Source organism: Candidatus Poribacteria bacterium (genome assembly GCA_026702755.1).
GTDB lineage: Bacteria > Poribacteria > WGA-4E > WGA-4E > WGA-3G > WGA-3G.
In genome coordinates, this window is record JAPPBX010000043.1 from 22,659 (window position 1) to 46,245 (window position 23,587).

22 protein-coding genes are annotated in these 23,587 nt (G+C 45.1%); 6 read left to right on the forward strand and 16 right to left on the reverse strand.

What is annotated here, in order from left to right:
• Positions 1-202 precede the first annotated feature (202 nt).
• The 12 genes from OXH39_08160 to OXH39_08215 all read right to left on the reverse strand — a co-directional run bounded on the left by OXH39_08160 (position 203) and on the right by OXH39_08215 (position 14,924).
• A complete protein-coding gene (locus OXH39_08160; GenBank protein MCY3550422.1) occupies positions 203-1,465 on the reverse strand; it encodes a tetratricopeptide repeat protein in 1,263 nt (420 codons plus the stop codon).
• A gap of 11 nt (positions 1,466-1,476) precedes the next feature.
• The gene (locus tag OXH39_08165; GenBank protein MCY3550423.1) at positions 1,477-1,848 is read right to left on the reverse strand and encodes a hypothetical protein; all 372 of its coding nucleotides are present in this window, start codon (positions 1,846-1,848) and stop codon (positions 1,477-1,479) included.
• Positions 1,849-1,923: 75 nt separating this feature from the next.
• The gene (locus OXH39_08170; GenBank protein MCY3550424.1) at positions 1,924-2,250 is read right to left on the reverse strand and encodes an FRG domain-containing protein; all 327 of its coding nucleotides are present in this window, start codon (positions 2,248-2,250) and stop codon (positions 1,924-1,926) included.
• A gap of 469 nt (positions 2,251-2,719) precedes the next feature.
• On the reverse strand, positions 2,720-3,055 hold the full coding sequence (locus OXH39_08175; GenBank protein MCY3550425.1) for a hypothetical protein: 336 nt from the start codon (positions 3,053-3,055) through the stop codon (positions 2,720-2,722).
• Positions 3,056-3,226: 171 nt separating this feature from the next.
• Positions 3,227-5,164, reverse strand: coding sequence for a tetratricopeptide repeat protein (locus OXH39_08180; protein MCY3550426.1), 1,938 nt, complete (start codon positions 5,162-5,164; stop codon positions 3,227-3,229).
• 403 nt (positions 5,165-5,567) lie between these two features.
• A complete protein-coding gene (locus tag OXH39_08185) occupies positions 5,568-9,008 on the reverse strand; it encodes an Eco57I restriction-modification methylase domain-containing protein (GenBank protein ID MCY3550427.1) in 3,441 nt (1,146 codons plus the stop codon).
• Between the two features lie 123 nt (positions 9,009-9,131).
• Complete coding sequence (locus OXH39_08190) at positions 9,132-9,356, reverse strand: hypothetical protein (GenBank protein MCY3550428.1); 225 nt, start codon at positions 9,354-9,356, stop codon at positions 9,132-9,134.
• Entirely contained in the window at positions 9,349-9,729 is a 381-nt protein-coding gene (locus OXH39_08195) for a type II toxin-antitoxin system RelE/ParE family toxin (GenBank protein MCY3550429.1), read from the reverse strand. The genes OXH39_08190 and OXH39_08195 overlap by 8 nt, the downstream gene beginning before the upstream one ends.
• A 169-nt stretch (positions 9,730-9,898) precedes the next feature.
• Positions 9,899-10,315 (reverse strand): hypothetical protein, encoded by a 417-nt coding sequence (locus OXH39_08200; protein MCY3550430.1) that lies wholly within the window; start codon positions 10,313-10,315, stop codon positions 9,899-9,901.
• A 398-nt stretch (positions 10,316-10,713) separates the two neighbouring features.
• Positions 10,714-13,989, reverse strand: a complete 3,276-nt coding sequence (locus tag OXH39_08205) for a helicase-related protein (protein MCY3550431.1) — start codon at positions 13,987-13,989, stop codon at positions 10,714-10,716.
• Positions 13,990-14,002: 13 nt separating this feature from the next.
• Complete coding sequence (locus tag OXH39_08210; GenBank protein MCY3550432.1) at positions 14,003-14,620, reverse strand: Uma2 family endonuclease; 618 nt, start codon at positions 14,618-14,620, stop codon at positions 14,003-14,005.
• The gene (locus OXH39_08215; GenBank protein MCY3550433.1) at positions 14,565-14,924 is read right to left on the reverse strand and encodes an AbrB/MazE/SpoVT family DNA-binding domain-containing protein; all 360 of its coding nucleotides are present in this window, start codon (positions 14,922-14,924) and stop codon (positions 14,565-14,567) included. The genes OXH39_08210 and OXH39_08215 overlap by 56 nt, the downstream gene beginning before the upstream one ends.
• 205 nt (positions 14,925-15,129) lie before the next feature.
• Between OXH39_08215 and OXH39_08220 the strand changes: the two genes are divergently transcribed.
• Both OXH39_08220 and OXH39_08225 read left to right on the forward strand, forming a co-directional pair.
• The gene (locus OXH39_08220) at positions 15,130-16,104 is read left to right on the forward strand and encodes an SMP-30/gluconolactonase/LRE family protein (protein MCY3550434.1); all 975 of its coding nucleotides are present in this window, start codon (positions 15,130-15,132) and stop codon (positions 16,102-16,104) included.
• 29 nt (positions 16,105-16,133) lie between these two features.
• Positions 16,134-16,967, forward strand: coding sequence for a class I SAM-dependent methyltransferase (locus OXH39_08225; protein MCY3550435.1), 834 nt, complete (start codon positions 16,134-16,136; stop codon positions 16,965-16,967).
• Between the two features lie 10 nt (positions 16,968-16,977).
• Here OXH39_08225 and OXH39_08230 read toward each other — a convergent pair whose 3' ends face one another.
• Positions 16,978-17,445, reverse strand: coding sequence for a phosphoribosylformylglycinamidine synthase subunit PurS (locus OXH39_08230; GenBank protein MCY3550436.1), 468 nt, complete (start codon positions 17,443-17,445; stop codon positions 16,978-16,980).
• A gap of 378 nt (positions 17,446-17,823) precedes the next feature.
• Between OXH39_08230 and OXH39_08235 the strand changes: the two genes are divergently transcribed.
• The 4 genes from OXH39_08235 (at position 17,824) to OXH39_08250 (ending at position 20,431) form a co-directional block, all read left to right on the forward strand.
• Complete coding sequence (locus tag OXH39_08235) at positions 17,824-18,108, forward strand: UPF0175 family protein (protein ID MCY3550437.1); 285 nt, start codon at positions 17,824-17,826, stop codon at positions 18,106-18,108.
• Positions 18,109-18,242: 134 nt separating this feature from the next.
• Complete coding sequence (locus OXH39_08240) at positions 18,243-19,100, forward strand: PIG-L family deacetylase (GenBank protein ID MCY3550438.1); 858 nt, start codon at positions 18,243-18,245, stop codon at positions 19,098-19,100.
• 19 nt (positions 19,101-19,119) lie between these two features.
• Positions 19,120-19,386, forward strand: a complete 267-nt coding sequence (locus OXH39_08245) for a hypothetical protein (protein ID MCY3550439.1) — start codon at positions 19,120-19,122, stop codon at positions 19,384-19,386.
• Between the two features lie 46 nt (positions 19,387-19,432).
• Positions 19,433-20,431 (forward strand): hypothetical protein, encoded by a 999-nt coding sequence (locus OXH39_08250; protein ID MCY3550440.1) that lies wholly within the window; start codon positions 19,433-19,435, stop codon positions 20,429-20,431.
• Positions 20,432-20,634: 203 nt separating this feature from the next.
• Here the strand turns inward: OXH39_08250 and prmA are convergent, their stop codons facing one another.
• The 3 genes from prmA to grpE are packed head-to-tail and all read right to left on the reverse strand — an operon-like array spanning position 20,635 to position 23,572.
• Positions 20,635-21,513, reverse strand: a complete 879-nt coding sequence (gene prmA, locus OXH39_08255) for a 50S ribosomal protein L11 methyltransferase (GenBank protein MCY3550441.1) — start codon at positions 21,511-21,513, stop codon at positions 20,635-20,637.
• A gap of 50 nt (positions 21,514-21,563) precedes the next feature.
• Complete coding sequence (gene dnaJ / locus OXH39_08260; GenBank protein MCY3550442.1) at positions 21,564-22,685, reverse strand: molecular chaperone DnaJ; 1,122 nt, start codon at positions 22,683-22,685, stop codon at positions 21,564-21,566.
• Between the two features lie 11 nt (positions 22,686-22,696).
• Positions 22,697-23,572 carry a nucleotide exchange factor GrpE gene (grpE, locus tag OXH39_08265; protein ID MCY3550443.1) on the reverse strand — a complete coding sequence of 292 codons (876 nt, stop codon included), beginning with the start codon at positions 23,570-23,572 and terminating at the stop codon, positions 22,697-22,699.
• Positions 23,573-23,587 lie beyond the last annotated feature (15 nt).

The following is a 23,587-nucleotide window of genomic DNA, read 5'->3' on the forward strand; positions in this document are numbered from 1 at the left end:
CGTAAATATTCAGTCAAAATTTAGGGGTGCGGGGTGCTATTTGAGTGGGACGTTATTTTCTGTCAGAATCGCGGAGGGTGCGGATGGCACGGATGACGCGGATTATTGTCAGAATCGCGGATTTTCACGGATGACACGGATTTCGCGGATTGATACTCTGTAACATCAAGTGATCTGCTAAGCGGATAGTTTTGTTGGGCTGCTATGCCTGCGAGGGTGTTAGCAGTGCAGCGATGTCTTCTGGCGGGTTGACATCGGGGCTCCCTTCAAGATTTACGATGTTTCTGTTGATATGGTGGAATGCGTTGATACTGTTTTTTCCTATGATATTCGCAACTTTCAGGTCCAATCTTGCATTTTCCCACTGCTGCAGCCTTGACCATACCACGCCGCGATTGTAATATGCTTCGGCATAATCGGGATTAGATTCAATCGCTTTGTCCATGTCGTCGATGGCAAGTTCCAGTTCACCTTCAACTAAGTAAACAAGACCACGATTATTATATGCTTCGGCAAAGTTTGGCTTGAGTTCTATTGCTTTGTTGTAGTCTACAATGGCTCGGTCAAATTCGCCTTTGGCATAATAAGCGTAACCACGACCACTGTACGCGTGAGCGAAGTCTGATTTGATTTGTATCGCCGCGTCAAAGTCTTTAATGGCAAGATCAATCTCATCTTTTTTCTTCTGAACCACTCCGCGATTGTTATACGCTACTGCATAATCAGGTTGAAGTTCTATCGCTTTTGTATAGTCTTGGATGGCACATTCAAGTTCACCACTATTTTCATAAGCAACGCCGCGATTGCAATATGCTTCGGCAAGTTCAGGATTTAGGCGTATCGCTTTGTTAAAGTCCTTGATAGCGAGACTTGTTATCCCTTTCATAACGTAAGCGTTTCCACGATTATTATAGGCATACGCCAAATTAGGCTGGAATTCTATTGCCTTACTCGTGTCCTCAAGTGCTTTATCAATATCACCTTTATCTTTGTAAACCGAGCTGCGATTGTTATACGCCTTGGCAAAATCGGGTCTGAGCTCTATTGCTTTGTCGAAGTCTTGAAGGGCTTGGTCTACTTGATTCATCTGATGGTATGTCAAGCCACGACCGTTATAGGCATCGGCGAAATTTGGTTTAATTTCTATCGCCTTTCTGAAGTCCTGTAGGGCACGCGCAAACTCACTTTTTTTGCTGTAGGCGATCCCACGACCACAATAGGCATCAGCATTATCGGGCCTGAGTTGTATTAGTTTATTATAGTCTTTGATGGCAGATTCAAAATCACCTTTGATGCGATAAGCGTAGCCGCGTATACTATAGATAGGGGCGTAATCGGGTTTCAGTTCTATTGCTCTACTGTATTCTTCAATGGCTTCGTCGTATTTTCTCGCGAACAGCCTCTGGTTCCCGCGTCGCGAATGTTTGGAAAAAAGGTCGTCCCTATCAGTTAATTTGTTGTTCATAACAGTGTCCTTCAGGAGTCAAGTGCGTCAACTGATAAGTTATAAGGTTGTGTAGCACTATTTCTTTCAAAAAAACCGAGTAAGTCGGAAAATAAGGTTTTTTCCGAGATTCCCATTTTTTCTAACGCCGTTTTGATATCTGCTTTGTCACCGCTACGGATTGTAATTTCTTGTGTGATCATTGCTGTATCTATTTCCGGTAAACCGAATAGGAACACCGATTGCTGCATAATCAACCGTTGGGTTTCCACTATTTGACTGTCCAGCGTCGGAGACCATAGATACCAATCTTCTTGATCAGTCGGAAAAAGTACTGCCAAATCTTGTTGAAGCTGTTCAATAGTTGTTATCTCTTCAATTTTCTCACTATTGTTTTCCAGCACAATAACCTTGCCATTTATGTTCTCATTAGTGCACGCGAACCAGAGAGCGACTAATGGAGCAAAGGTAAAATCAATTCAGCCTGTAGCAACACGATTATGCTGTAAATGCGCCATGCACTCTAAAGCGGACAGGTCTCTATATGTAGATGGATACCTCAGTTTAATCTCATCAATAATTTCAAGGAGATAATTCTGGTACAAATCGCGCAACGGATAAGGCAGAAGATCGTCTTCCCGTCCCAAATCCTCGGAACTGCTTACCAAGCGACGATAGGCACTACTGGTTATACGCCATGTCTCGTTTTCCTGACCACGATAGAGGTAGCTTTTTTCGGGATTGGTTATCGTGTCTATTTGGTTGATGTAGTCTGCTAAACTGGATATTTCTACTGGTGTGTTCATGCGATATTTCTTGATTCTATGTTCCTTCAACCACAATCCTTAATCAGATTATACAATTTAGGGGTGTGTTTGTCAATTGCTATTTTATATGAATCGCAGATTACCGCGGACTAAATAGATTACGCGGATTTTAAGAGTGGCTCTGTTCGTAGTTGGGCGATTCATTGCCCCTTTTTCTAAATCTCGGATGACGCGGATTTTGTTCTTTGTGCATCCAAAATTTACTTTCACGAAACAGGATCAATGGTTGGTTTGGCGGCTTGAAGGGAATAAGCCTCGGGGGGATGCGCTGCGCGTCCGTCTGAATCGCGGATTATCACGAAGGACGCGGATTGAAGAGGGTATTCTATCGCCAAGGTTCATCTTTTAATCCGTAAGTGAGTTGTGTGAGAATCAACCTCTTGATTTCCAGACTTTTCGGCCTGAAATTGTGTCATACACCTATTTCAAACCTACATAGTATTCATTTTCATCTCAGTAATGTAGCCACCGTTTGCCCATTTTTCTCCATCATGTGGCTGATGGCTTGCCTGTGGCTGATGGCTTGAATTGCGGGTTGAGGGATTATAGGTTGGACTTCTCGAATGGCATCCCAATCAATCACCGCTGTCCACAACTTTTCTTCTTCTGAATAGTGAACAATCCCCTCAACCTCAAGCTCTTCGCTATAGATGATAAGGGATTGTCCCTCTCGCAGCACAATTCCGTGACGTTCGAGATCTTCTATTGTACCAACGCAGCTCAGTCGCACCCTGCCTTTTACATCTGCGTTGTGGAAGTCTGCGAAAACTCTGACTTTATTCATCTTCTTTGTCTCCCAAGATTTGGAACTGTCGGTGTAAGCAGTTTACTAACTTGTTTGGGTGTGAGTCCTAATCAAGTTATCTGCTAAGAAAACAATTTCGCAATAAGTAGTTTCGGGCTTGGTTAAATTCGTTTTAACCACTTATTGCGTTTAAATTTTGGTTTATGTTGGCTATTCTGCATGGCGTCTCAACAGAAAAGCATCTTTACGGTTTTTACGTGCAATCATATTGGAAGGATTTAGACGAATACATTTATCAAAATCTGCTATAGCACGCTCATACATCTCTTTTCTACTATAAGCTACACCTCGTGTATTATAGGCACTGCTATAATGAGGGTCTATTTTAATCGCCTTACTACAATCTGCTATAGCATGGTCATACATCCCTTTTTCACTGTAAGCAAATCCGCGATTGCTATACGGAAAAGGATCATTAAGGCCTATTTCAATCGCCCTACTACAATCTGCTATAGCATGGTCATACATCTCTGTTTTAGTGTAAGTATTACCTCTATTAGCGTAGGCTGGAGCATGATTAGGGTCTATTTTAATCGCCTTACTACAATCTGCTATAGCATGGTCATACTCACCTTTGTAACCATAAGCAACGCCACGATTAACATAAGGATCGGTATAATCAGGAGAAATTCTGATTGCTGTATTGCATGCTGCTATAGCACGGTCATACTCGCCTTTTGCACTATAAGCAGTAGCAAGATTGTTATAGGCTTTAGCATGATTCGGATTTATTTCAATGGCTTTATTATGCTCCGCTATAGCACGGTCATACTCGCCTTTTGCACTGTAAGCAGCACCACGGTTATTGTAAAATACAGGACAATCAGGCGATATTTCAATTGCTTTGCTATAATCTGCTATAGCACGGTTATACTCACCTTTCATTTGAAAGGCACATCCGCGATTGTTATAGACTTCAGCATTATTCAGGCTGAGTTCGATTACACGCGAGTAGACTTTTAACGCTTCGTCTATTTGATCCAACATCATCATGAAGTTACCCCGATGGAATGCTAAGAAAGCAAGTGTTTCTATTTCCTCGGGTGTTACACTCGGTGAGGGCTTTGCTTGAGATCGCATTTCGTTTACAACTTTTCGGATGCCCTCTACCACACTCATCCATCCTTTGCTCTCAGGGTTCCATTCGCTAATATCGTAAATTGGTTTGCCTTTTTCAGGAAGAACTTCAAAACCCCTGAGTTGATGATTGAGCCAATCACAATGCTCAAGGATAATTGGAATAATCCTTATTTCTTGGTTTAATGCTTCTGCTAATTCCTTGTTGCAGTTTTTAGAGGCAAGACTTGCAGCAGAGACAAGGTAGAGAAGTAGATCCGAATCAGCAACCTTTTCGAGAATATCTTCCTGAAGTGCTCCATCTCCAGGCGTGAGTTGACCATCATCCCATGTTACTAGTTCGTTATTCTGCTCCATTACGCCGAGACATTTTCGTAATTCGTTCTTCGCCTCTATATTTTCGTGTGAATAGGTAATGAATCCTTTTAGTGGTTTGTCGTTTGCATTTTCATGATATCTCTTCTTGCTAACACCTTCTTGACCTATAGGTGTTTTAGAGTCCCCAGTGTTTACATTTTGATCGTGTTCATAGTTAAACGATTTTTCTTTACCACTCTCAGGATTAGGAACATTGTTGTCATCGGACGATGTTTTTTGCGATGCGGTACTTGATAACTTTTTTATTAAAGCTTCATAGACTTCTTCAATAGATATCAAACGTAGATCAAGATACCCGACTGTGGGAGGAATGCCCGGAATTTCTGTATCGTCAAGACGGACGGGAAGGATATACTCACGGTTTTCTTGAAATGCCCTTGCCTGAGCAAGTTGGCGTTCATGGGTTGTCCACAACTTTTGTTCGTAGTATTTAGACAAGAACATCACACAATAGTGAGCTTGGTCTTTGTAAACTGATGACAAGTAGTCATACAGGTTTTTGCCCCACAGATTTGCTAGCTCATTCTCATCATAAAAGCACGAATAGCCGTTCATTTTAAGAAGATCTGCTAACTCTTTGGCATGCTTTCTATCTTCTCCTGCAAATGATAATACTACATCGTATTCTTGCATTTTTGCTACCTCTTAAATCCTTGCAAACTGGATTTCCACACAATCCGAGATTCAGACACTTTATTCTGTTTCTTACTCCTACAATGTGTCTTTCCTACATGTTAAATCATACCATGTTCATGCTGGTTTGTCAATTTCAATTTTGCGAAACTGTCTGAATCGCGGATTACGCAGATTTCGCGGATTATTGCCTTTGGTATCGGCAAGTTGTTTTCCCGAATGATAGAGCGTTTTTCTATGTCAATGTTTGATGTTTTTCTTTCGATGCGCTTCCGGTGACAGAAACCCTTAAAATCCGCGTTAATCCGTGTCATCCGCGTAATCCGCGATTCAGACACTCCCCTCCACAATCGCAATCTCATCTTCCGTTAAATTATACAATTCATAGACCAGTTTATCAATCTCATTTTGAAGATTTTGCCCTCGATAGACGGAAATTTACCTGCTCAATTAAGGCGTTTCTGATATCTTCCAGTCTGTCTTGAAAACCAAAATAGTCTGCAACTATGTCATCTATGAGCAAATGTTCATCTGTGTAAATCTCCTTTGAAACAGGCAACGGTTCTCTATCTTTAAGTATCTCAAATACCTGCTTTGCTTCGCGCTCAAAGTCAAAATTAAAATCTATGGGTAACATTTTCATATCTGTTGCTTCTGCTTTCAACAATCCGCCCCCAAGATTTTTCCGACCAGTAATTTCCCTGAACAACCAGACAAAAGAAGAATTTAGGTAAACCCACAAACAATAGTGCGTCTCTGAATTCCAAAGGTCTTCCGGCAGATACAATTCTACATGACTATATGAAAATGCCCGACACGAGTTGAAAGTACAGTAATGACGTGCGCCCACACCTCGGGGCATAACTAATGCCGGTATTTTTTCCATTCTCTTGCTTGCTAACGCGGGTTTTATCCTTTTGTCGGCAGAAGCAGCAATAAATTGCGCACTTTTGACAATAACTGGCAAATCAGAATTATCAGCACTCAATTGGCTTAAAGGAAAATTCAATCCTTGCCCAAAAGAAATCTTGTCACTTACATTTTTACGTGCTTCTGATCTCATCTTTGACAGTATTTCTCTATAAAATTCGGGCATTGAGAAGATGTGCCCCCACTTCATCAATTGGCTTGATTTTATTACCTTGTTGTCACTAATAATCAGGTTAGCATCAACAACGCCATACTCTATATCTTCCACTGCTTCTCTAACAAAAAGAGTGATAATAGTGTTTATGTTCTGACTTTTACTATCGGAGAAAAATTTGCTACTACTATCAATAATTTTCAAAAAGGAAAATCTGTTGACAGAGAATTGTTGGAACTTGTGTCCATAATCGGTATTGAGCCAAGCGTTTTGCGTGATAAAGCATCCATTCCCAGATTCATTCAAAAATTTGGACGAACGGGCGTAAAAATAGATTAGCAGATCGCTGCCGCGAGGCAGCGCGTCTTGCCAATCAGAAACGACTTGTTTTCCATAGGCTATTTTCTGTTCATCCGATAGTAAGCTGTTCCTGGACTCAACATACGGCGGATTGCCAATTACCACATCAAATCCGTCTGTGATTCCGAACATCCATTCTGAATCAAACCAATCGGCAGAGGCGTTTTGGTCATAGATATCCCATTTAGCGATCTTTTCAGCATCATCTGCTGGCATGCCGAAATGCTTTAGTTCGGTTGCCAATTCTGCTCGCAATTCTCCGTCCTTAATCTTGCATGTGCGTTTGCGTTGACGGGTGGTGGCGTGGAAATGCTGCTCACGGTTGTCGCGCAGTGCCTTTTCCAAATTTTGTGCTGTGTTGCTCGTCAACGTTCCTTGTGCCTTGAGCCCAATCAGTGTGTTTGCGGCGATAAAACGCGTCTCCAAATTTGGCAAGGGTTTGATACCGAAGTTATCTGCGTTCTGCTCGGGCTCCTGCTCAATTGCGAGGGAGATAAAGAAGCGGAGTTTGGCGATTTGGCACGCTACAGACTGGATGTCTACACCGAAGATGCTGTTTTGGATGAGGTATAACTTGCGTCCAAAGTCTGAATCTCGGTAGCGTTTGAAGGTTTCGTCAATTTCAACGAGTTCTTCACGGCGTGCTTCGTCGTCTTGTGTATCAAAAGCGACTTCTGCACGTTGGACGGCGCGTTCCTTCTGTAATTTTTCCCATCGGTTGTTATCTGGGTCAAGTCGGCGGAGTGCGAGCGTCAGTTTGTGGAGCATTCCCATCGGGAACGCACCGGAACCGACTGCGGGATCCAGGACCTTGAGTTCGGAAATTGCTCGGACGATTGCGTCCGTTTCGACATCATCAAACCATTCGTTGGCATCGTCGAAGGCTTGGGCATAGTCGAGGAGATAGTGTAACCGTTCATCCCACAGTTTTGCGTCTCCATCGGTTGGGTCGCATTTTTGGGATAACGTGGCGACCAATGCTTCTTCCACCATGTAGTCAACGATAGCCCGTGGGGTGTAGTAGGATCCGGTCTGTTTACGCACCGTTGCACCGGTTTCGGGGTTGTAGGCAGCGAGTAGATTTTCAAACACTCTGCCGAGCAGTTCGGGATCCAAAGCCACTTCTTGCTCTATCGGTGTGTTCTCCTCGACAGTGAATTTGTAGTGTTCAAGTAGCGGGATGAGTCCTTGCTGCGCATCAAAAAAAAGGCGGTTAGGGATGGATAACTTGTGGTACTGATTATCAGAGAAACAGTCTATTCGGTAACTCGCTTCACCCGTTGCTTCCCAACTATCGAGGCAATCGAACAATCCGCCGTTGATGAAGGGTGTTTTGCCGAACAGTTCCAATAGTCTATCGGGGTCGCGCATCTGATCTTTATAACGATAGCGTGAGAAATCGCGATTTGTGGCGTAGCCAACGGTGCTGAACTTTCGTTTATCTATTTCGGTGTTGAGTGTGGCGAAAAAGAGGTTTTGTAGCACGGCACGATAGTAGGCATCGCCGTTATCAAAGTCATCCTCTTTGAGTAGGTCTTGGATCTGTGTTTTGTTGAATAACGCATCTGTCACCAATCGTTTTTCCTTGATAAACCAGATAAAGAGCAGGCGTGTGATGAGGCGTATCACATGCTCCTCCGGTTGTAAGGTGCGGTTTTCGTCTGTCGGGAATGTTGCTGTCTCTATTGCCCATTCATACCACGCGAAAAGTTTTCGATAGAACTGCTTATTGAGTTCTTCGGTGTCCAACTTGGCGAGCCATGCAGCCAGCAGTCCGTCGAAGTTTTTCGGTTTTCTGTTGTCGTCTATCCATTGGACGCATGCCTCAAGTGAGAGTTCGGAGAGGATGTCGAGATGTGCGCGATGGGGGTTGTTCAGGCGGATGTCTTTGATGAGGGTGACTTGTCCGAGTACATCGCGGTCTTCATCAGTTTTGTCTGGACGGCGGTCGGCAAATGCGACCGTCAAACGATTCCGGGCGCGAAATAGGATCACAGTGGGTGCGAACAGACGTTTGTTAATTTCTCTTGTGAATTCGGCGTATTTGGTTCGGGAGTAGGTGTTATCTTTTAGTTCAACTGCACAGAACAGGAAACTTTTTATGTTTCCTTTGTCGAAAGCATCTGACTCGAAGAGTTTTTGCTGAATATCGTCAGTGATTTCATCACTTGTGAACTGGAACACGAGTTTCACAGATTCGGCGTGTTTGCGGAATTCTTGTTCGGTCTTGGTGTTCGGGTTCAGTGGTGGGAATTCTTCAAAAAAGTCCTGGACGGTGCCGGAGAGTTCAAGCGTGCGTTCACTGCGGTAGCCTATCGTTGCTAAGAGGTCTTTTGCTTTTTCTAAGAAATCACCGGTTGGGATTGCTGATAGTACGGATTTGATTGCCACTTGGTTCATTATGGTGTGTTCCTACGCGACTATAAAAAATGGGGTGGCAGTGTGTGCCAGCCCCTGTTATTTTCAAATGTTTCTGGATAATTTCTAACGATTCTTGCTGTTTTATTCGATCATGGGTCCCAACTATGAAAATAGAGAAAATAGATGGCTAATACGGTGCCGGAGCCGGCGCAAAAAGGTGTTAGTACGCTTCGGTTGATCATCAGAAACTTCAGTGCTATTCTCTGTTTCAGGTGTGTCTTCAGTACGCAAAGTTTCCCACCGCTTTCGCGCCAGTGTTGAGACTTCCTCCGACATGCCTCGTTCTTTAAGATAATCATCAAAGCTGCTACCACGGTACTTATTCATGTGATCCGCTCCTTCCTCTCCAGAGTTCACTTCGTTTTCGCGCCAGACGCAAATCTCTCTGTGGTGTTTTTTGAGATTTTTTAATAAAACCGTGCAGAAGGATTATCTCGCCGGCTTCAACAGTAAACAAAACCCGCGCAATACGTTTTCCTTTGCTGATACGGGTACGGATTTCCCACAGATTTTCTTCACCCTGTAACTTTTTGACGAGACGCGTGCGTGCCACTAAAGGCCAATGTTCAGCTACGATTGTTATGTCTGCATCAATTATCCTTTCGTCTCTTGTTCCAAGCCCTTCCAACCATTCCCGGACCGGTTCATTTCCCTGGTCCGTGCGAAAGAAGACGACGCGAAGTTGTGATGTTACGTTCATAAGAAAATAAAACGTTATTGATTACCCGAAGAAATTATATCACAAATTGAAGTATCGCGTCAAAAGAAATTCATATCTGTTTTTGTGTGAGCTGGACGATTGTATGTTGTCTGAATCGCGGATTAGCACGGATTTACCGGATTTCGCGGATTATTCATCTTGTTCATAATTACCCTTCCTCTGTTGAAACGCGGTGTTCATCAAGTTTCGGATTGGAGGTTGCTAACTCAAGTGAGGCAACTGAAGAATCTTCAGTAGTATCTTCACGGTGTAGACTTGTAGTTGACAGTGGTGCAATTGATAGCTGACACCCAAGTGCGTTAAGAACGGTGCTAAGCGTGTCAATTTTTGGTGTTTTCGTGCTGTCTGACACTTCCGATAGGAGGTGTGGTTCAATATCTATTTTCTTGGCGAGTGTAGAAATTCCGCCCTTTGCTTCAACGACATACTGAAGTGCCAACTGAATTATGGCGAGATTCTCGTGGACCTGATATTCTTCTATGACTGCATCGAGAAAATCTCCCACACTTTCTTCTTCCGCGAGTTGTTCAATGAGGAAAGCATGCCATGTTCCGTAAATTTTCATCTTTTGTGCCTCTCCTTTGAAATATGATACCATGCCCATTATAAAAAGTCAAGATTGTCGTGAGTATGGAGCAGGGGTATTTAACTTTAAGAAACTATCGGTTTCGCGCCTTTTTCGACAATCCGGTGCGGTTAGGAAACCGCACCATAGGTGTCAATTTAGCGATTTTTCGAGGTGTTTTGTGGCAGTTTTAACAGATGCCGCCCCTACGGGGCTTTATCTTTTTTCATTCCCATTTCTACACAGATACCATCCCTACGGGATTCAAGAGGTTTTTGATGTCTTCAAGGTTTCTGTGTAAAACTCGGTTCGGTTAGATGAAGATTAAGAATTTAATCGGGTAATTTTTACCGATGCCCGGTGCGGTTAGGAAACCGCACCTACTGGGGATGGACTAATTATGCGATAATCAACCACGTCACCAATTTGAAATCACCAGTGTCTTTAGGTGCTTTGGATGCTGGTGTGAGTTTTGCCTCGCGGGGACTTCCGCTCTTCAAAACTTGGCTCTGGGTCTTTGTATGCGCCCGTGTGATGTGCGAAATGACGGTGTCTAAAAGTTTGTTGTAATGTACCATGTTATCACCGTATTCCGTCTCTTGGTCAAACCAGAGACACAAATCATCTATTGTGTCCTCCTTGCCAACCGCAGATGCTTCAAATAGATCCAACACCTGTTTGGCATTGATACACCCGTAACGGATATCCCCGCTGTTTCGGATATAAACGGCATAGTACGGATGGATGGGACTGGCGGTTTTTTGCTGTTTATCCGTGCTTGCGTTTGTTTGCTGCAGAAAGAAGATAACACCCTTTTCCGTAGGGTTATTTTCGTTGTTGGTAACGGCATAAGCACCATCAGGTGTTGCCTCAAGTTTCGCTCTATTTCTTTCGAGATATTTGAGGAGTTGCGCGAAGAAATAATCTAACGTAAAGTCGCTCATTACCACATTGTCAGAGAGCTCATCTAAATCAAGCACCTCTTCACGGAGCCGTTCCAATTGCTGATCCCGGAAATTGAGTTCCATCTGTGCCTGTTCATAAACCGATTCATTCAACGGGTCGTCATCACCACTTGCGGTCGCATCAGCGAGTGCCATACGGGATTCAACGCGATTTCGTAAACGGAGATAGACCTCCATATCTTCGGTGGGCCAATAGTTAATCATCTTGACGGCGACGTTATTGCTCCCGATCCTGTCAATCCGTCCAAACCGTTGAATGATACGGACGGGGTTCCAGTGTATATCGTAGTTGAGGACAGTATCGCAATCCTGAAGGTTTTGCCCTTCTGAGATACAGTCTGTCGCAATAATCAGGTCTATAATGTCGCTTGCGTCATCAGAACGTCCTCTTGCGCGTGGAGCAAAGTTTGTTAGGATATCGCTGAATTTATTTTCTCCGGAGGTCGTTCGCGTCATATCTCCAGAAACCAGTGCCATATTCAGATCTAATTCCGATGTGAGTTCGGACAAGTTATCATAAAGATATTCTGCCGTATCCTTGAAGGTGGTAAAGATGAGCAACTTGCGATTAGGGTTTCCATCCTTATCTTTCGTAGGGTTTAGTGCCTTGTCTCGAATATGCTTTTTAATCTCTTTCAGTTTTCCATCTCTTTCTGGCGTGATGGATTTCACTTTTTCTAACACAGCCGTTAGGGTCTGTTTATCTTGAATGATGTCCTGTTTCCATCGGGTGCAATCCAGCTCTTTTAAATGGTAGGGATTTCTGGCACGATTGATTAAAAATTCCTCATCGTCTTCATCGTCATCAGGAAGGACATCGGCGGTGTCTGCTATATTGCCCTTTTTCTCAAAGCGTTCAATCTTCTCCAGCATTTCATCGTGTTTGTTGATGGTGCGTTCAAGTGTTTCAGAGAGGGAGTGCGCAGAACTTTCCAGCCGTTTGAGGAAGTTGGTCTGCATCATGCCGATAAGGAATTTCTCGCGGTCTGCTTGGTTGAAACGGAATTTCTGTTTTTCATCTGCCAACCGCTGTTTTGCTGTTTCATCGACAACATAACTTGAAGGTCTATAGATGGATAGCTCGAAATCACCTATCTGATCCGCCAACGCTTTATATGAAAGTTGACCTGATAGGTCGGTGGGTGGATGGCAGTTTACTGGGTCCAGTTGTGTAGGGAATTCACCGATTTTTTCTATTTCTTCGGCATAGTATTTTATGATATGCCTTCGGGAACGCGCGATAGAAACGCCGCCGAGCAATTGGAAAAAGTCTACGCCTAAAGTATCAAATAATTCTGTTTTATCTCTTGTGCCATCTTTTAGTGGCTTTTCTTCCCATGCCTTGAAGGCTTTTTGTGCCTGCTGTATTAAAGTACGGATATTGCTAACCCCTAAACTGTTTCTAAAGACATCCTCGCGTTTTTCTGTCATGAGATATATCTGATTGCGGAGGTCGGCGAGTGAAGTATTTACCGGTGTCGCGGAAAGCATCAGTACTTTGGTTTTTGTGCCTTCCTTGATGACCTCCTCTAAGAGGCGGGAATAGCGGGTGTGGCGGAAATTACCATCTTTGTCCTCACGGGGTTTGCTATCGTTTCGGAAATTGTGCGATTCGTCAATAACAATCAGGTCAAAATTTCGCCAATTGAAATCTGCCAGATTGACACCGCCAGAATCACCGCTATATCTGGATAGGTCGGTGTGGGATAGTAAGGTGTATCCGAATTTGTCATCAAGGAACTCATTAGATGCTTGTGAATTATGTGCCGGATAGAGTGCCCAATTTTCGCGAAGTTTTTTCGGACAGAGGACAAGGACGCGTTCGTTTCGCAATTCAAAAAATTTGATAACAGCGAGTGCCGTGTAGGTTTTTCCTAACCCGACGCTGTCTGCTAAGATGCAGCCGTTGTGTCGCAACAATCGAGCAATAACACTTTTCGCTCCCTCTTTTTGAAAGTCGTATAACTTGTCCCAGATTTTTGTGTCGTATAGATGTATATCCTCAAGGGTCTGTTCGTTTGTTTTTCGGGTCTCAATTTCTTCACGGAACAGTTCGTATAGGGTTTTGTAATAGATGAGTTCTGGTGGGTGATCTTGCCCGATCTGCTTCAGTTTTGCCAGCACTGTCTCTTTGACATCTTCAACCAGTTCATCGTTATTCCAGAGTTCATCAAACCACGCCTTGAGGTCAATCCGGTCGCGGTCGCTATCCACCTCTAAGTTGAGTTCAATGTTGCTGTTATTTGAACTGAGTCCGAGTCCGCGTACCGTAAAGTTGGAGCTGCCGAGAATTGCTTTGTCAACGCCGTTATTGGCGATATGGTACATCTTCCCGTGTATCAGATTTGCGTCGCGGGTTGTGCGGATGTCTACCTTCTCTTTTATCCATTCGGCACACGCTTTGGCAATCGGTTTCTGTCGGAGTTGCTGGTTGAGTTCTAAACCTGTATCCGTTATGTCAAACGCTTTTTTATCTGTGTTATTCGGATCCATACGTTTGACAAAATCGGGATCACCGAAAAGAAAGCGGAGTTCCTCTATTTTGTTGAGGGAATGTTGCATCTTTTCATAAGCGTAGATGGTGAAGTAGGCAGATACGATGGAGAGTGCGGAACCGTTTTTAATTTCCTGTTGTAGAAAATCGTGAACTGTGTCACGGAGAAGGTTGTCTCGGATGCCGGATTTTAGGGATGCGTTTTTATTTGACATAGATGCTTCAACTTTAATGAGAAAATAGGACGCGTTCGTATATTTCTTGTAAAGGCAGCTCGCAGTGGATGGAGGTGAGTGGTAGGCTTTCTTCAAGTTTTTGGAAGTCGGTGAAAATCCAGTCCTTTCCTGTCGTAGGTGCAGTTCCCTGTTTTTCTTGGCGGCGGTGGTGTTCGACAAGTACTTTGTCTTGGGCGACGAGGACGTATTCCTGCAACGACGCGAGGTGTCGGTAGTGTGCGAATTTTTCGCGTCTATCATAAACTTGAGTTGAAGGCGAGAGTACCTCTACCAAGATAATGGGGTTGAGAAGTGTGTCAAAGACATCGTCTTCAAAGCGCGGTTCTTCACAAACGACAACGACATCTGGGTAGAAGTAGGAGGTTGTCGTAGGTGTGCTCACGCGCATCTCGTTCGCGTAGGTTTCACATTCGCTGCCTCTTAATAAAGTGCGGAGTTCACCAAAGATATTACCTGTAATCAGATTATGCTCGCGACTTGCACCGGACATCGCAATTAATTCGCCGTTTATGTATTCGTGTCTGATTATTTCTCCGGTTGGCAGTGCTTTGCGTTCAAAAGCGATGTATTCTTCGGGTGTAAGGCGTGTTTGTGTTGCGGGGATTGCCATGATTTCCTCCGGATGCAGTTTTCTTCTGTTTGTCATATTCTTCCTGTCGAAGCTCAGCAACTGCGCGTTCAACATCTTGATAGACTTCTTCTTCGCTGATACCTCTATTTTGTTCGTGGACGTTATTCATTACTTGTAGGAGTTTTTCCCAATCTTCTGATGTCACTAATTTTTGGGGCGTAATCACGACGGAATCACCTTCAATTCGAGCATCCACAACATCGCCCTTTTTAAGTCCTAAACTTTCTCGGATTGGTTTAGGAATGGTTATTTGTCCATGTTCGAGGATTTTAGCAATTGCCATATTTTTGCTCCTTTTTGGATGATTTTCAATAATTGGTGTATTTTTAAGTATAAAGCATTTTTGGTAAATAGTCAACCTGTTCGTTGCGTCAGGATCGTTCTCTATAACCATTCAGTGATTTTCTGTATACAACTTCCCAATATGTGGTATACTGTTACGGAAACTGAAAGCGTTCTGCTGTTAGAACAACTTGGAGGAAATTTGTATGAATACACCACCAGAAAGAAAGTGGGATGGGACGGTTGTCCGCTATCCGGATCCGGCGATTGAGGTGCTGGATCCTCGTTTTGGAAAATATAAAATCGGGAATTCCGTTGTTGAGCGGTTATGGACGGGGTCGCGCTGGGCAGAGGGACCTGTCTGGTTCGGGGATGGCGGTTACCTGCTTTGGAGCGATATTCCGAACAATCGGATTCTGAAATGGGAGGAATCCACGGGTCAGGTAAGCACCTATCGTAAGCCGTCTAACTATAGCAACGGACACACGCGCGATCGGCAGGGGAGACTCGTCAGTTGTGAACACGGGGCACGGCGCGTTACACGAACCGAATACGACGGCACGATTACCGTGCTGATGGACAGTTTCAATGGGAAACCGCTCAACGCTCCGAACGACGTGGCGGTTCATCCGGATGGGCATATCTGGTTTACCGATCCCGGATACGGTATCATGCTCAACTACGAAGGGCATATCGCCGAATTTGAACTGCCAACCTGTGTTTATCGTCTCAACCCAGATACCGGAGACGCAACTGTCGTGATAGATGAACTCGAAAAACCGAACGGCATCTGCTTTTCACCCGATTATGATAAACTCTATGTCGTTGATACAGGTGTTACACATAAAGAAGGAACGCCGCGGCATCTCTTCGTCTACAATGTGATAGATGGTGAGCGACTCGGCGATCAAGAGGTCTTCTGCGATATGTCCCCGGGGATTGCTGACGGTATTCGGTGTGATGTTGATGGAAATCTCTGGGCAAGTGCGGGTTGGGTTGGCGACGGCTACGATGGTGTGCATGTCTTTGCGCCAGATGGAACACGTATCGGACAAATTCACCTCCCAGAAATCTGTGCAAATCTCTGTTTCGGTGGTGTAAAACGGAACCGATTGTTTATGATGGGAAGCCAATCTCTTTATTCGGTTTATGTAGAAGCACAAGGCGTGCCGCTTTTTTAGTCGGGATTACAAATCCCCCCTACAGGATGATGAACACAGACAACCTTGAACGTATCAACTGTCCGATTTGTGAACGCGATGAGGCGAAGCTGCTCTTTAATAAGGATTCTCTATCGGTGGTCGCTTGTAAGCAGTGCCGATTGCGGTATGTTAATCCGCGAGTCGATCGTCAGACGCTTGAATCGGAGTATATTGAGACCTATTATCCACCTGATAAAGTGGATCGCATCCAGACAGACAGTATGGAATGGCTGCAGATGACGGAGCGTCTCACGGAATTAGAGAAGCGGCATCGGAACAAAGGACGACTGCTGGATGTCGGGTGTGGTATCGGTACCTTTCTTCACCTCGCGCGAGAACAGGGGTGGGAATCACACGGCGTTGAACCTTCCAAGAGCGGTAGTAGTTTTGCAAAAGAAGAGCATAAACTGGATGTGCAGTGTGGAGACCTTTTTGATGCTGATTTTCCGCCCGCACACTTTGACGCAATCACGCTCTATCATGTGTTAGAACATATCTCTGAACTCAATCCGTTTCTCAGTGAGTTACGCCGGATTCTGAAACCTGCAGGAACTGAGGAAAAGGCAGGCACCTTGGTCATTGAAGTCCCGAACGGTGAGGGGCTGCAGAGCCGTCTCCAGAAAGCGGATTGGCCTTATGTCCATCCGCGGGATCATCTCTACTATTTCTCTGCGCACTCCTTGCCGAAATTGCTTCAGAAGCACGGTTTTCGTAACATTAAGTTGGGAAAACCGAAGCGCGTTAGTCCATCAACAGGAGTCCATTTCGCGCTCCGTCAAGCGGCAACTGCTGCACTCGTCCAGTTTCACTTGGGCACAGTGATTCGGGTGTACGCAAGTTAGTGGACGTGCGTTACGATGAAGGTGCTTGATAGGAGAACGTTTGGATGACATCGTTCATGAGGAGACGCTGCGCGATGGTCTCAAGAATTTCGGCGTTCAGGGAACCTGTCAACCAGTACTTATGTCCCGTCCGCACAGTGGTGATATCTGTGATGCCTAAGTCTTTGATGCCTTTGACAGTGCTATCGCCCACTGCGTCAGTGACACCGGCTTTGAATTGTACCTCAAGTGTCCAACCTGTTGCGGGGTCGTTTTGAGCGGCGAAAGTGTATGCTTGTGTGATAGGATCGGCGAGGAGTTCAGCACCAATTCGGTCAATAGTTTGTGCATCGAGCGCGCCTTCGATCCAGTAAACCGTGGCTGTGCGGACAGAATGGATGCCACTGATGCCGAGGTCGGCGATGTCTTCAAGAATGCCCTGTCCGACCGTGTCGGGGACTTCGGGTTTATAATAGACTTCAACTTTCCAATTATTCATGGTTTTATAGTTGCTATTTCTGTAAATAGAAATTCCTCTGTCTTTTTGGGATTTTTTCAATTGTACGAAAAATTTCGATAAAGTCAAATTAAAATCACGTTTTCTTGTGAAAGATGTTATAATGGTAACCTATATACAGGCAGTGTTTTGTATATACACGCAGTGTTTTGTAAAAAAAAATAAAATACTGTTCTATCCATTTTGAATTTAGGATAGGTTCGTAGCCGTGCGATTTACCGCACTGCTTCGCAGTGAGAATAGGTCAACAACGGGCAATAAATGGTTTTCGTATGACAAACCAAAGCAGCCCTATGATTTGAAAGCACACAAAGTACTATATTTTAGCGATACCCTTAATCCGATGCAGAGGTAAGAATCATGTTTTCTATTACATTGGATGTCCCCACTGAACTTTCAACCCCTCTTTCTATCTCTGGCTATAATCGAGAAAAACTGACTGAGGAAGCGAAACAGTTGCTTGCAATTTCGCTTTTCGAGCGTAACATTCTCTCTTTAGGGCAAGCTGCCAAATTGGCCGAACTACACTTATGGGATTTTATTCAGATTCTGAATCAGCAGGACATTCCTATTGCTGAATATGATGATGAAGAAATCCAACAGGAATTGAAGATGGTCGCATGCTTAACACAGCAAACAAAGTAGCCGACATTGCTATTACAACTACTACAAAAAGGCTTCCGACTCAGCAATAGATTGATCGATGCAGTGCTTGAAGAGGCGGGCGAACCTCTTTTGTAGCGAAGTGCTTTTTTAATTATGAATAAGGACAGTGAAAAATGCCAACCGAACAGACTTCTAATACGGATTTGCAAACAATACCACTAAACATTCTGGTTTTCGGGGCACACCCCGATGATTGTGATATTAAAGCCGGTGGTGTTGCTGCTCTATATTTACAACAGGGACATCGCGTTAAGTTTGTCTCTGTTACAAACGGTGATGCTGGTCACCACGAAATGGGTGGCGGTCCTTTAGCACAACGGCGATATGCCGAAGCACAAGCCGCCGCCGAAGTTATCGGAACCCTTGAATATGAACTGCTGGACAATCACGATGGCGAACTGATGCCGACGTTGGAAAACCGATATAAAATCATTCGTACAATACGTGAATTCCGTCCAGATTTGATTATGACACACCGCCCGAACGATTATCATCCCGACCATCGGTATACGTCAACGTTGGTGCAAGATGCGGCGTATATGGTTACGGTGCCGAATATCTGTGCGCTCACGCCACATCTGAGGAAAAATCCTGTTATTGTCTATTTGAGCGACGGTTTCATGAAACCCTATCCGTTCACACCGGATGTTGTTGTCGGCATTGATGTTGTTGTTGAACAGAAGATTGATATGCTCCACTGTCACGTCTCGCAGTTTTACGAGTGGCTTCCTTACAACGGTGGCACATTAGACGCTGTTCCTACTGACGAATCGGCGCGGCGCGCATGGCTTGCCGAACGGTTGTTGAATCGTTTTAGCGATACTGCTGAAAAGTATCGAGATTTGCTGATAGCACTCTATGGAGAAGAAACAGGCGCACAGGTCAAATATGCTGAGGCATTTGAGGGATGCGAATACGGAGCATCACTCACGGCAGAAAATATTCCAACCCTCTTCCCGTTTTTCACATAAGGAGTCCCGTATTAACGATATGCCAACAGAACAAGCCAGTGCCAGGACGCTTTTTGTTATTGTTAGTGTTATTGGTCTCATCTTTGCGATTGTTATGGTTATTCTTTTTTTTAATGCTGCGCCCGCCCGTTCTAACATTGAGGTGCATCGCGGTTCAGAGGAAGCGGCTGAGTGTTTGAAGTGCCACTTAAGAGGCGATGAGAAGTCGCCGACAATGCCACATCTCAATGTCGGTCGGTGTAACCTCTGCCATGGATTATCGAAGGAGAAAGCGGACGTTAAATAACGTGAGTTCGATAATAAAAGCAATGACAGACATGGAGGCTATAAAAATGAAAGGGCACCTGACTTATATCATGTTTGGAACGATACTACTTTTAGCGTATTTCTTGCTCGCAGCGAATCTTTATGTCTACGCATCCGATGTTCCGTATATTGCTTTCAGTTCCAACCGAGATGGAGATTATGACATCTACATCATGGATATAAAAGGGAAGAATCTCCAGAACTTAACAAACAGCCCAACGCATGAGTTTAAACCAGCGTTTTCACCGGACGGACATCGGATGGCTTATGTTTCCTCTCGGCATGATGGCTATCTCGAAATCTATGTGATGAATCTTAGGACAAAGGTATCCTACCGCTTGACGAATCATCCGAAACATGACGATAATCCCGCATGGTCTCCAGACGGACGATGGATCGCGTTTGACTCTAATAGAGGAGGGACAACATATCACATCTATAAAATCCAACCTGATGGCAAGAATCTACAACAACTGACGCACGGGGTAGTGGATAGAAACTACAACGCGGCTTGGTCGCCTGATAGCCAATCAATCGCTTTTGCTTCTTCCAGAGCGGCTCCTGGCATTTATATCATGGATGCTGATGGCGGAAATCCGAGACGCCTCGCAAACCAACCGCAACGGGGACACATGCCCTCATGGTCGCCGGATGGAAAACAGATCGCTTTTAGTGATACGATGTTAGGAGGACATCGGGATCCCCTTTTCGGAAGAAGTCGGGATATCTACACGCTAAACGTAGACGGGAGTCAGCTCAGGCGGCGGACACGCCATCCATCTATGGACATATTTCCGGATTGGAGTCCTGACGGACGATCAATTGTTTACTATTCCAGGTGGAATCAAAAATATGACATTTATCTTATAAAAGGTGGGCTTGGGCAACATGGCGGTCGATTGACGCGTCATCCAGCGGAGGATAAGCATCCGACGTGGGTGCCTATGAATTATCTCTCTGTTTCTCCGACTGAGGAGACACAAACGACACTTTGGGGCAAACTCAAGCAATCTGTCCACGACTAAATGAAGCGCGTCTAATGCCACAACATGGCACTTTCTATGTCATCATAGCAAAATAGGGGATTAGACCCCACTGTTTGAAGAAACTGCTTTTAAAGGAATATAGGGCTTATGCACAATTGGGCTGAGTCCTATCTTCAGAAGTCACAAACGCTTACCATCACGGGATCGGTGCGGTTACAAACCGCACCTACCTTGCTTTAAGATCAGAGCGCAGCTTTAATTCCTACCCAAGTGATACTGTCTTCTGCCTCGCTGATGACCTGAAGGATTTCAAACCGATTTGCCTCTAAAGCCAATTGAACCTGCGCAAACTCAGTCTCCAAAATCCCAGAAAAAATAACGATGCCTTTGGGATGCAACCGTGGTGCACAGTCGGGAATGATCGGGAGAATCGCTTTTGTTAAGATATTTCCGATAATAAGATGGTATTTGCTTTCTACTCCCTTGAGTCCATCACCTTGAGACAAGTACACCTGTGCTGCGACCCCGTTCGCCTGAAAGTTTTCTGCTGCAACAGGAATTGCTGTTGGGTCGAGTTCAATCGCGTCAACGTGTTTCGCCCCTAACTTGACAGCGGCAATCGTTAGGATACCGGAACCTGTTCCGATGTCGGCGATGTTGTGATGTGGTTCGACGGTAGTTTCTAATAGTTCGAGAGAGAGTCGCGTCGTCGGATGGTACCCCGTGCCGAATGCCATGCCCGGGTCGAGTTGAATCAGGATGTCTGTTTCATTGGGCTGAGTATCGTGCCAGGTCGGTGTGATGAAGATCCGTTTTCCGACACGTTGCGGTGGAAAGGCGGCTTTCCAGGTTTCTTCCCACTTTTCAGATTTGACCTGTTGTAAATCAATCGTGGCGGGGTGTGGTTCGATGCCCCACGTTGGAAGTTCCGCAAGGAAATCACGGAGTCTCTGCATCCGCGCCCCGACTCTGTCATCTAAAGGGTAGTGCGCGATAAGGTTTATTGTGGACGCGGTGCTATCCTGGAGTTCAACACCGGTTGCGTTCATTTCAAAGAGGCAGTGCGCGACAGCTTCGGATGCCTCTTGAGAGGTCGTTACCGTAATTTTTGCCCAGTTCATTTTTTCGCACCTACGCGCTCGCGCGCTTTCGGAAAACTGAACGGCATTTTCTATTCGTCTTCTTCGTCTTCGTGTCTTCCCAGCAATTTATCCCAGAATCCACCGTGTTCGTGCTGATAGGATTCTCCGCGCAATTTCGCAAATTCTTCTAACACTCTTCGCTCCTCGGCGTTGAGGTGTTCTGGCGTTTCGATTTCCATTCTCACAACCAGATCGCCTGAATAGGAGCGTTTATAATGCGGGACCCCTTTGTTGGGGATACGGAGTTGCGCGCCGTACTGTGTACCGGGTGGAATATCTAATTCTTCCGCTCCGTCTATGCTCTCGACTGTAATTTTTCCGCCAAGCGCGGCTTGGATGAATGAGATTCTGGCTGACGTAATCAGATCGTTTCGGTCGCGTTGAAAACGCGCGTGTGGTACAACATTGATAACAACAAATAGATCACCCGGGGGCGCACCGTGTATACCTACTTCGCCTTCGCCTCGCAATTGGTATTTGAAGCCGGTGTCAACGCCTTTTTCAACGTTTAATTTAATGTCGCGCGTATTTCGGACAACGCCTCTCCCGCCACAAGACTGACAGGGTTCTTGAATAATTTCACCTTCGCCACGACATGTTGGGCAGGTGCGGGACATAGTGAAAAAACCTTGGGACTGGCTGACTTGTCCTCTGCCGTGACATTGCGGACACGTTATCACACTCGTCCCCCTTCTTGCACCACTCCCTTCACATTCCAGACACGATTCAACCCGTGGCACCTGAATTGTGACCTGTTTGCCGTGAATGACATCTTCCAAAGTGACTTCTAAGTTGTATTGTAAGCTGCGTCCACGCTTGGGGGCGCGTCGGCTGCCGCCGAACCCACCTAAGATATCACCAAAGACATCACCGAAAATATCATCAAGGTTTACGCTAAAGCCTCCAAAGTCGGGACCAAGATCATCAAGTCCTGCGTGACCGAACCTATCGTAACGTCCCCGTTTCTCAGGATCACGTAGTACCTCATAAGCCTCTGTGGCTTCCTTAAATTTGTCCTCGGCTTCTTTATCGCCAGGATTTTTGTCGGGGTGGAATTGGATAGCGAGTTTACGGTAAGCCTTTTTTATTTCGTCTTCGTCGGCATCACGATTCACACTCAAAATCTCATAATAGTCGCGTTTTTGTCTCATAAACTCCCTTCCTATGCCTCTTCAACAGCGTCAGTGGTCTCGGTATCGTCTGACGTATCGTCGTTTGGTTCCTCTTCTTTTTCAGCCGGTCCCTGCGAGACCACAACTTGTGAGGCGCGTAGGACACGGGTATGTAACATATAGCCACGCCGAAATTCCTCGATTATTTGCCCCTCTGGTACATCGTCCGATGGCGTGACGAGGAGTGCTTCGTGCTGATTCGGATCGAATGCTTCACCAACCGCTTCAATTGGCTCAAGCCCGTGGATTTTGAGCGCGTCCAATAATTGTTTGTGAACGAGTTCTACACCTTCGTTGAAGCTTGTAAACTCTGGTGAGGCATCGTCTGCTTCAACTTTCTCGACGGCACTTTTAATTGCGGCTTCCAGACTGTCCAACACCGGGACCATTCCTTCAAGGATCCCTTCGTTAGCGAACTTAATTTGTCGCTGGTAGTCGGCCTGCAAGCGTTTTTTTGTGTTTTCAGCTTCTGCTGCTGTGCGTAGGAGCCGCTCGCGTTCCTCTTTGTATTCCTGATGCACCTGTTGCACGGCAGCATCTACTTCTTTTTCGATTTCTGTCAGCAACAGGTCTTCGCGTTCCGATTCATATTGCTTCTGTACTCTTTGGACGATAGCCTCCACCTCTGTTTTAACTTCTGATTTGAGGTTGGCAGCGGTTTTTTCGACGCGTGAAACACGTTCTTCTATCTCTTTCTTCACTTCCGATTTAACGGTGTCAAGTGCCCCTTCCGCCATTTCTCGCATACGGGTGGCAATCGTTTTTTCTTTATTTTCAGTGGCATCGTTATCGGTAGATGTTTCTGTATCATCAGCGGATGCTTCTTCTACTTTGGTTCCTATGTGTATTTCTTTAACTTCAGACATGATGAAATCCTCGTA

Bases quoted from the DNA above. Each gene is read 5' to 3' on its own strand.
- OXH39_08250 (MCY3550440.1), top strand. From the start codon at position 19,433: ATGAAAGGGCACCTGACTTATATCATGTTTGGAACGATACTACTTTTA.
- OXH39_08160 (MCY3550422.1), bottom strand. From the start codon at position 1,465: ATGAACAACAAATTAACTGATAGGGACGACCTTTTTTCCAAACATTCG.
- OXH39_08195 (MCY3550429.1), bottom strand. From the start codon at position 9,729: ATGAACGTAACATCACAACTTCGCGTCGTCTTCTTTCGCACGGACCAG.
- OXH39_08210 (MCY3550432.1), bottom strand. From the start codon at position 14,620: ATGGCAATCCCCGCAACACAAACACGCCTTACACCCGAAGAATACATC.
- OXH39_08180 (MCY3550426.1), bottom strand. From the start codon at position 5,164: ATGCAAGAATACGATGTAGTATTATCATTTGCAGGAGAAGATAGAAAG.
- prmA (MCY3550441.1), bottom strand. From the start codon at position 21,513: ATGAACTGGGCAAAAATTACGGTAACGACCTCTCAAGAGGCATCCGAA.
- OXH39_08175 (MCY3550425.1), bottom strand. From the start codon at position 3,055: ATGAATAAAGTCAGAGTTTTCGCAGACTTCCACAACGCAGATGTAAAA.
- dnaJ (MCY3550442.1), bottom strand. From the start codon at position 22,685: ATGAGACAAAAACGCGACTATTATGAGATTTTGAGTGTGAATCGTGAT.
- OXH39_08170 (MCY3550424.1), bottom strand. From the start codon at position 2,250: ATGAACACACCAGTAGAAATATCCAGTTTAGCAGACTACATCAACCAA.
- OXH39_08220 (MCY3550434.1), top strand. From the start codon at position 15,130: ATGAATACACCACCAGAAAGAAAGTGGGATGGGACGGTTGTCCGCTAT.
- OXH39_08235 (MCY3550437.1), top strand. From the start codon at position 17,824: ATGTTTTCTATTACATTGGATGTCCCCACTGAACTTTCAACCCCTCTT.
- OXH39_08225 (MCY3550435.1), top strand. From the start codon at position 16,134: ATGAACACAGACAACCTTGAACGTATCAACTGTCCGATTTGTGAACGC.
- OXH39_08230 (MCY3550436.1), bottom strand. From the start codon at position 17,445: ATGAATAATTGGAAAGTTGAAGTCTATTATAAACCCGAAGTCCCCGAC.
- OXH39_08185 (MCY3550427.1), bottom strand. From the start codon at position 9,008: ATGAACCAAGTGGCAATCAAATCCGTACTATCAGCAATCCCAACCGGT.
- grpE (MCY3550443.1), bottom strand. From the start codon at position 23,572: ATGTCTGAAGTTAAAGAAATACACATAGGAACCAAAGTAGAAGAAGCA.
- OXH39_08245 (MCY3550439.1), top strand. From the start codon at position 19,120: ATGCCAACAGAACAAGCCAGTGCCAGGACGCTTTTTGTTATTGTTAGT.
- OXH39_08240 (MCY3550438.1), top strand. From the start codon at position 18,243: ATGCCAACCGAACAGACTTCTAATACGGATTTGCAAACAATACCACTA.
- OXH39_08190 (MCY3550428.1), bottom strand. From the start codon at position 9,356: ATGAATAAGTACCGTGGTAGCAGCTTTGATGATTATCTTAAAGAACGA.
- OXH39_08215 (MCY3550433.1), bottom strand. From the start codon at position 14,924: ATGGCAATTGCTAAAATCCTCGAACATGGACAAATAACCATTCCTAAA.
- OXH39_08200 (MCY3550430.1), bottom strand. From the start codon at position 10,315: ATGAAAATTTACGGAACATGGCATGCTTTCCTCATTGAACAACTCGCG.
- OXH39_08205 (MCY3550431.1), bottom strand. From the start codon at position 13,989: ATGTCAAATAAAAACGCATCCCTAAAATCCGGCATCCGAGACAACCTT.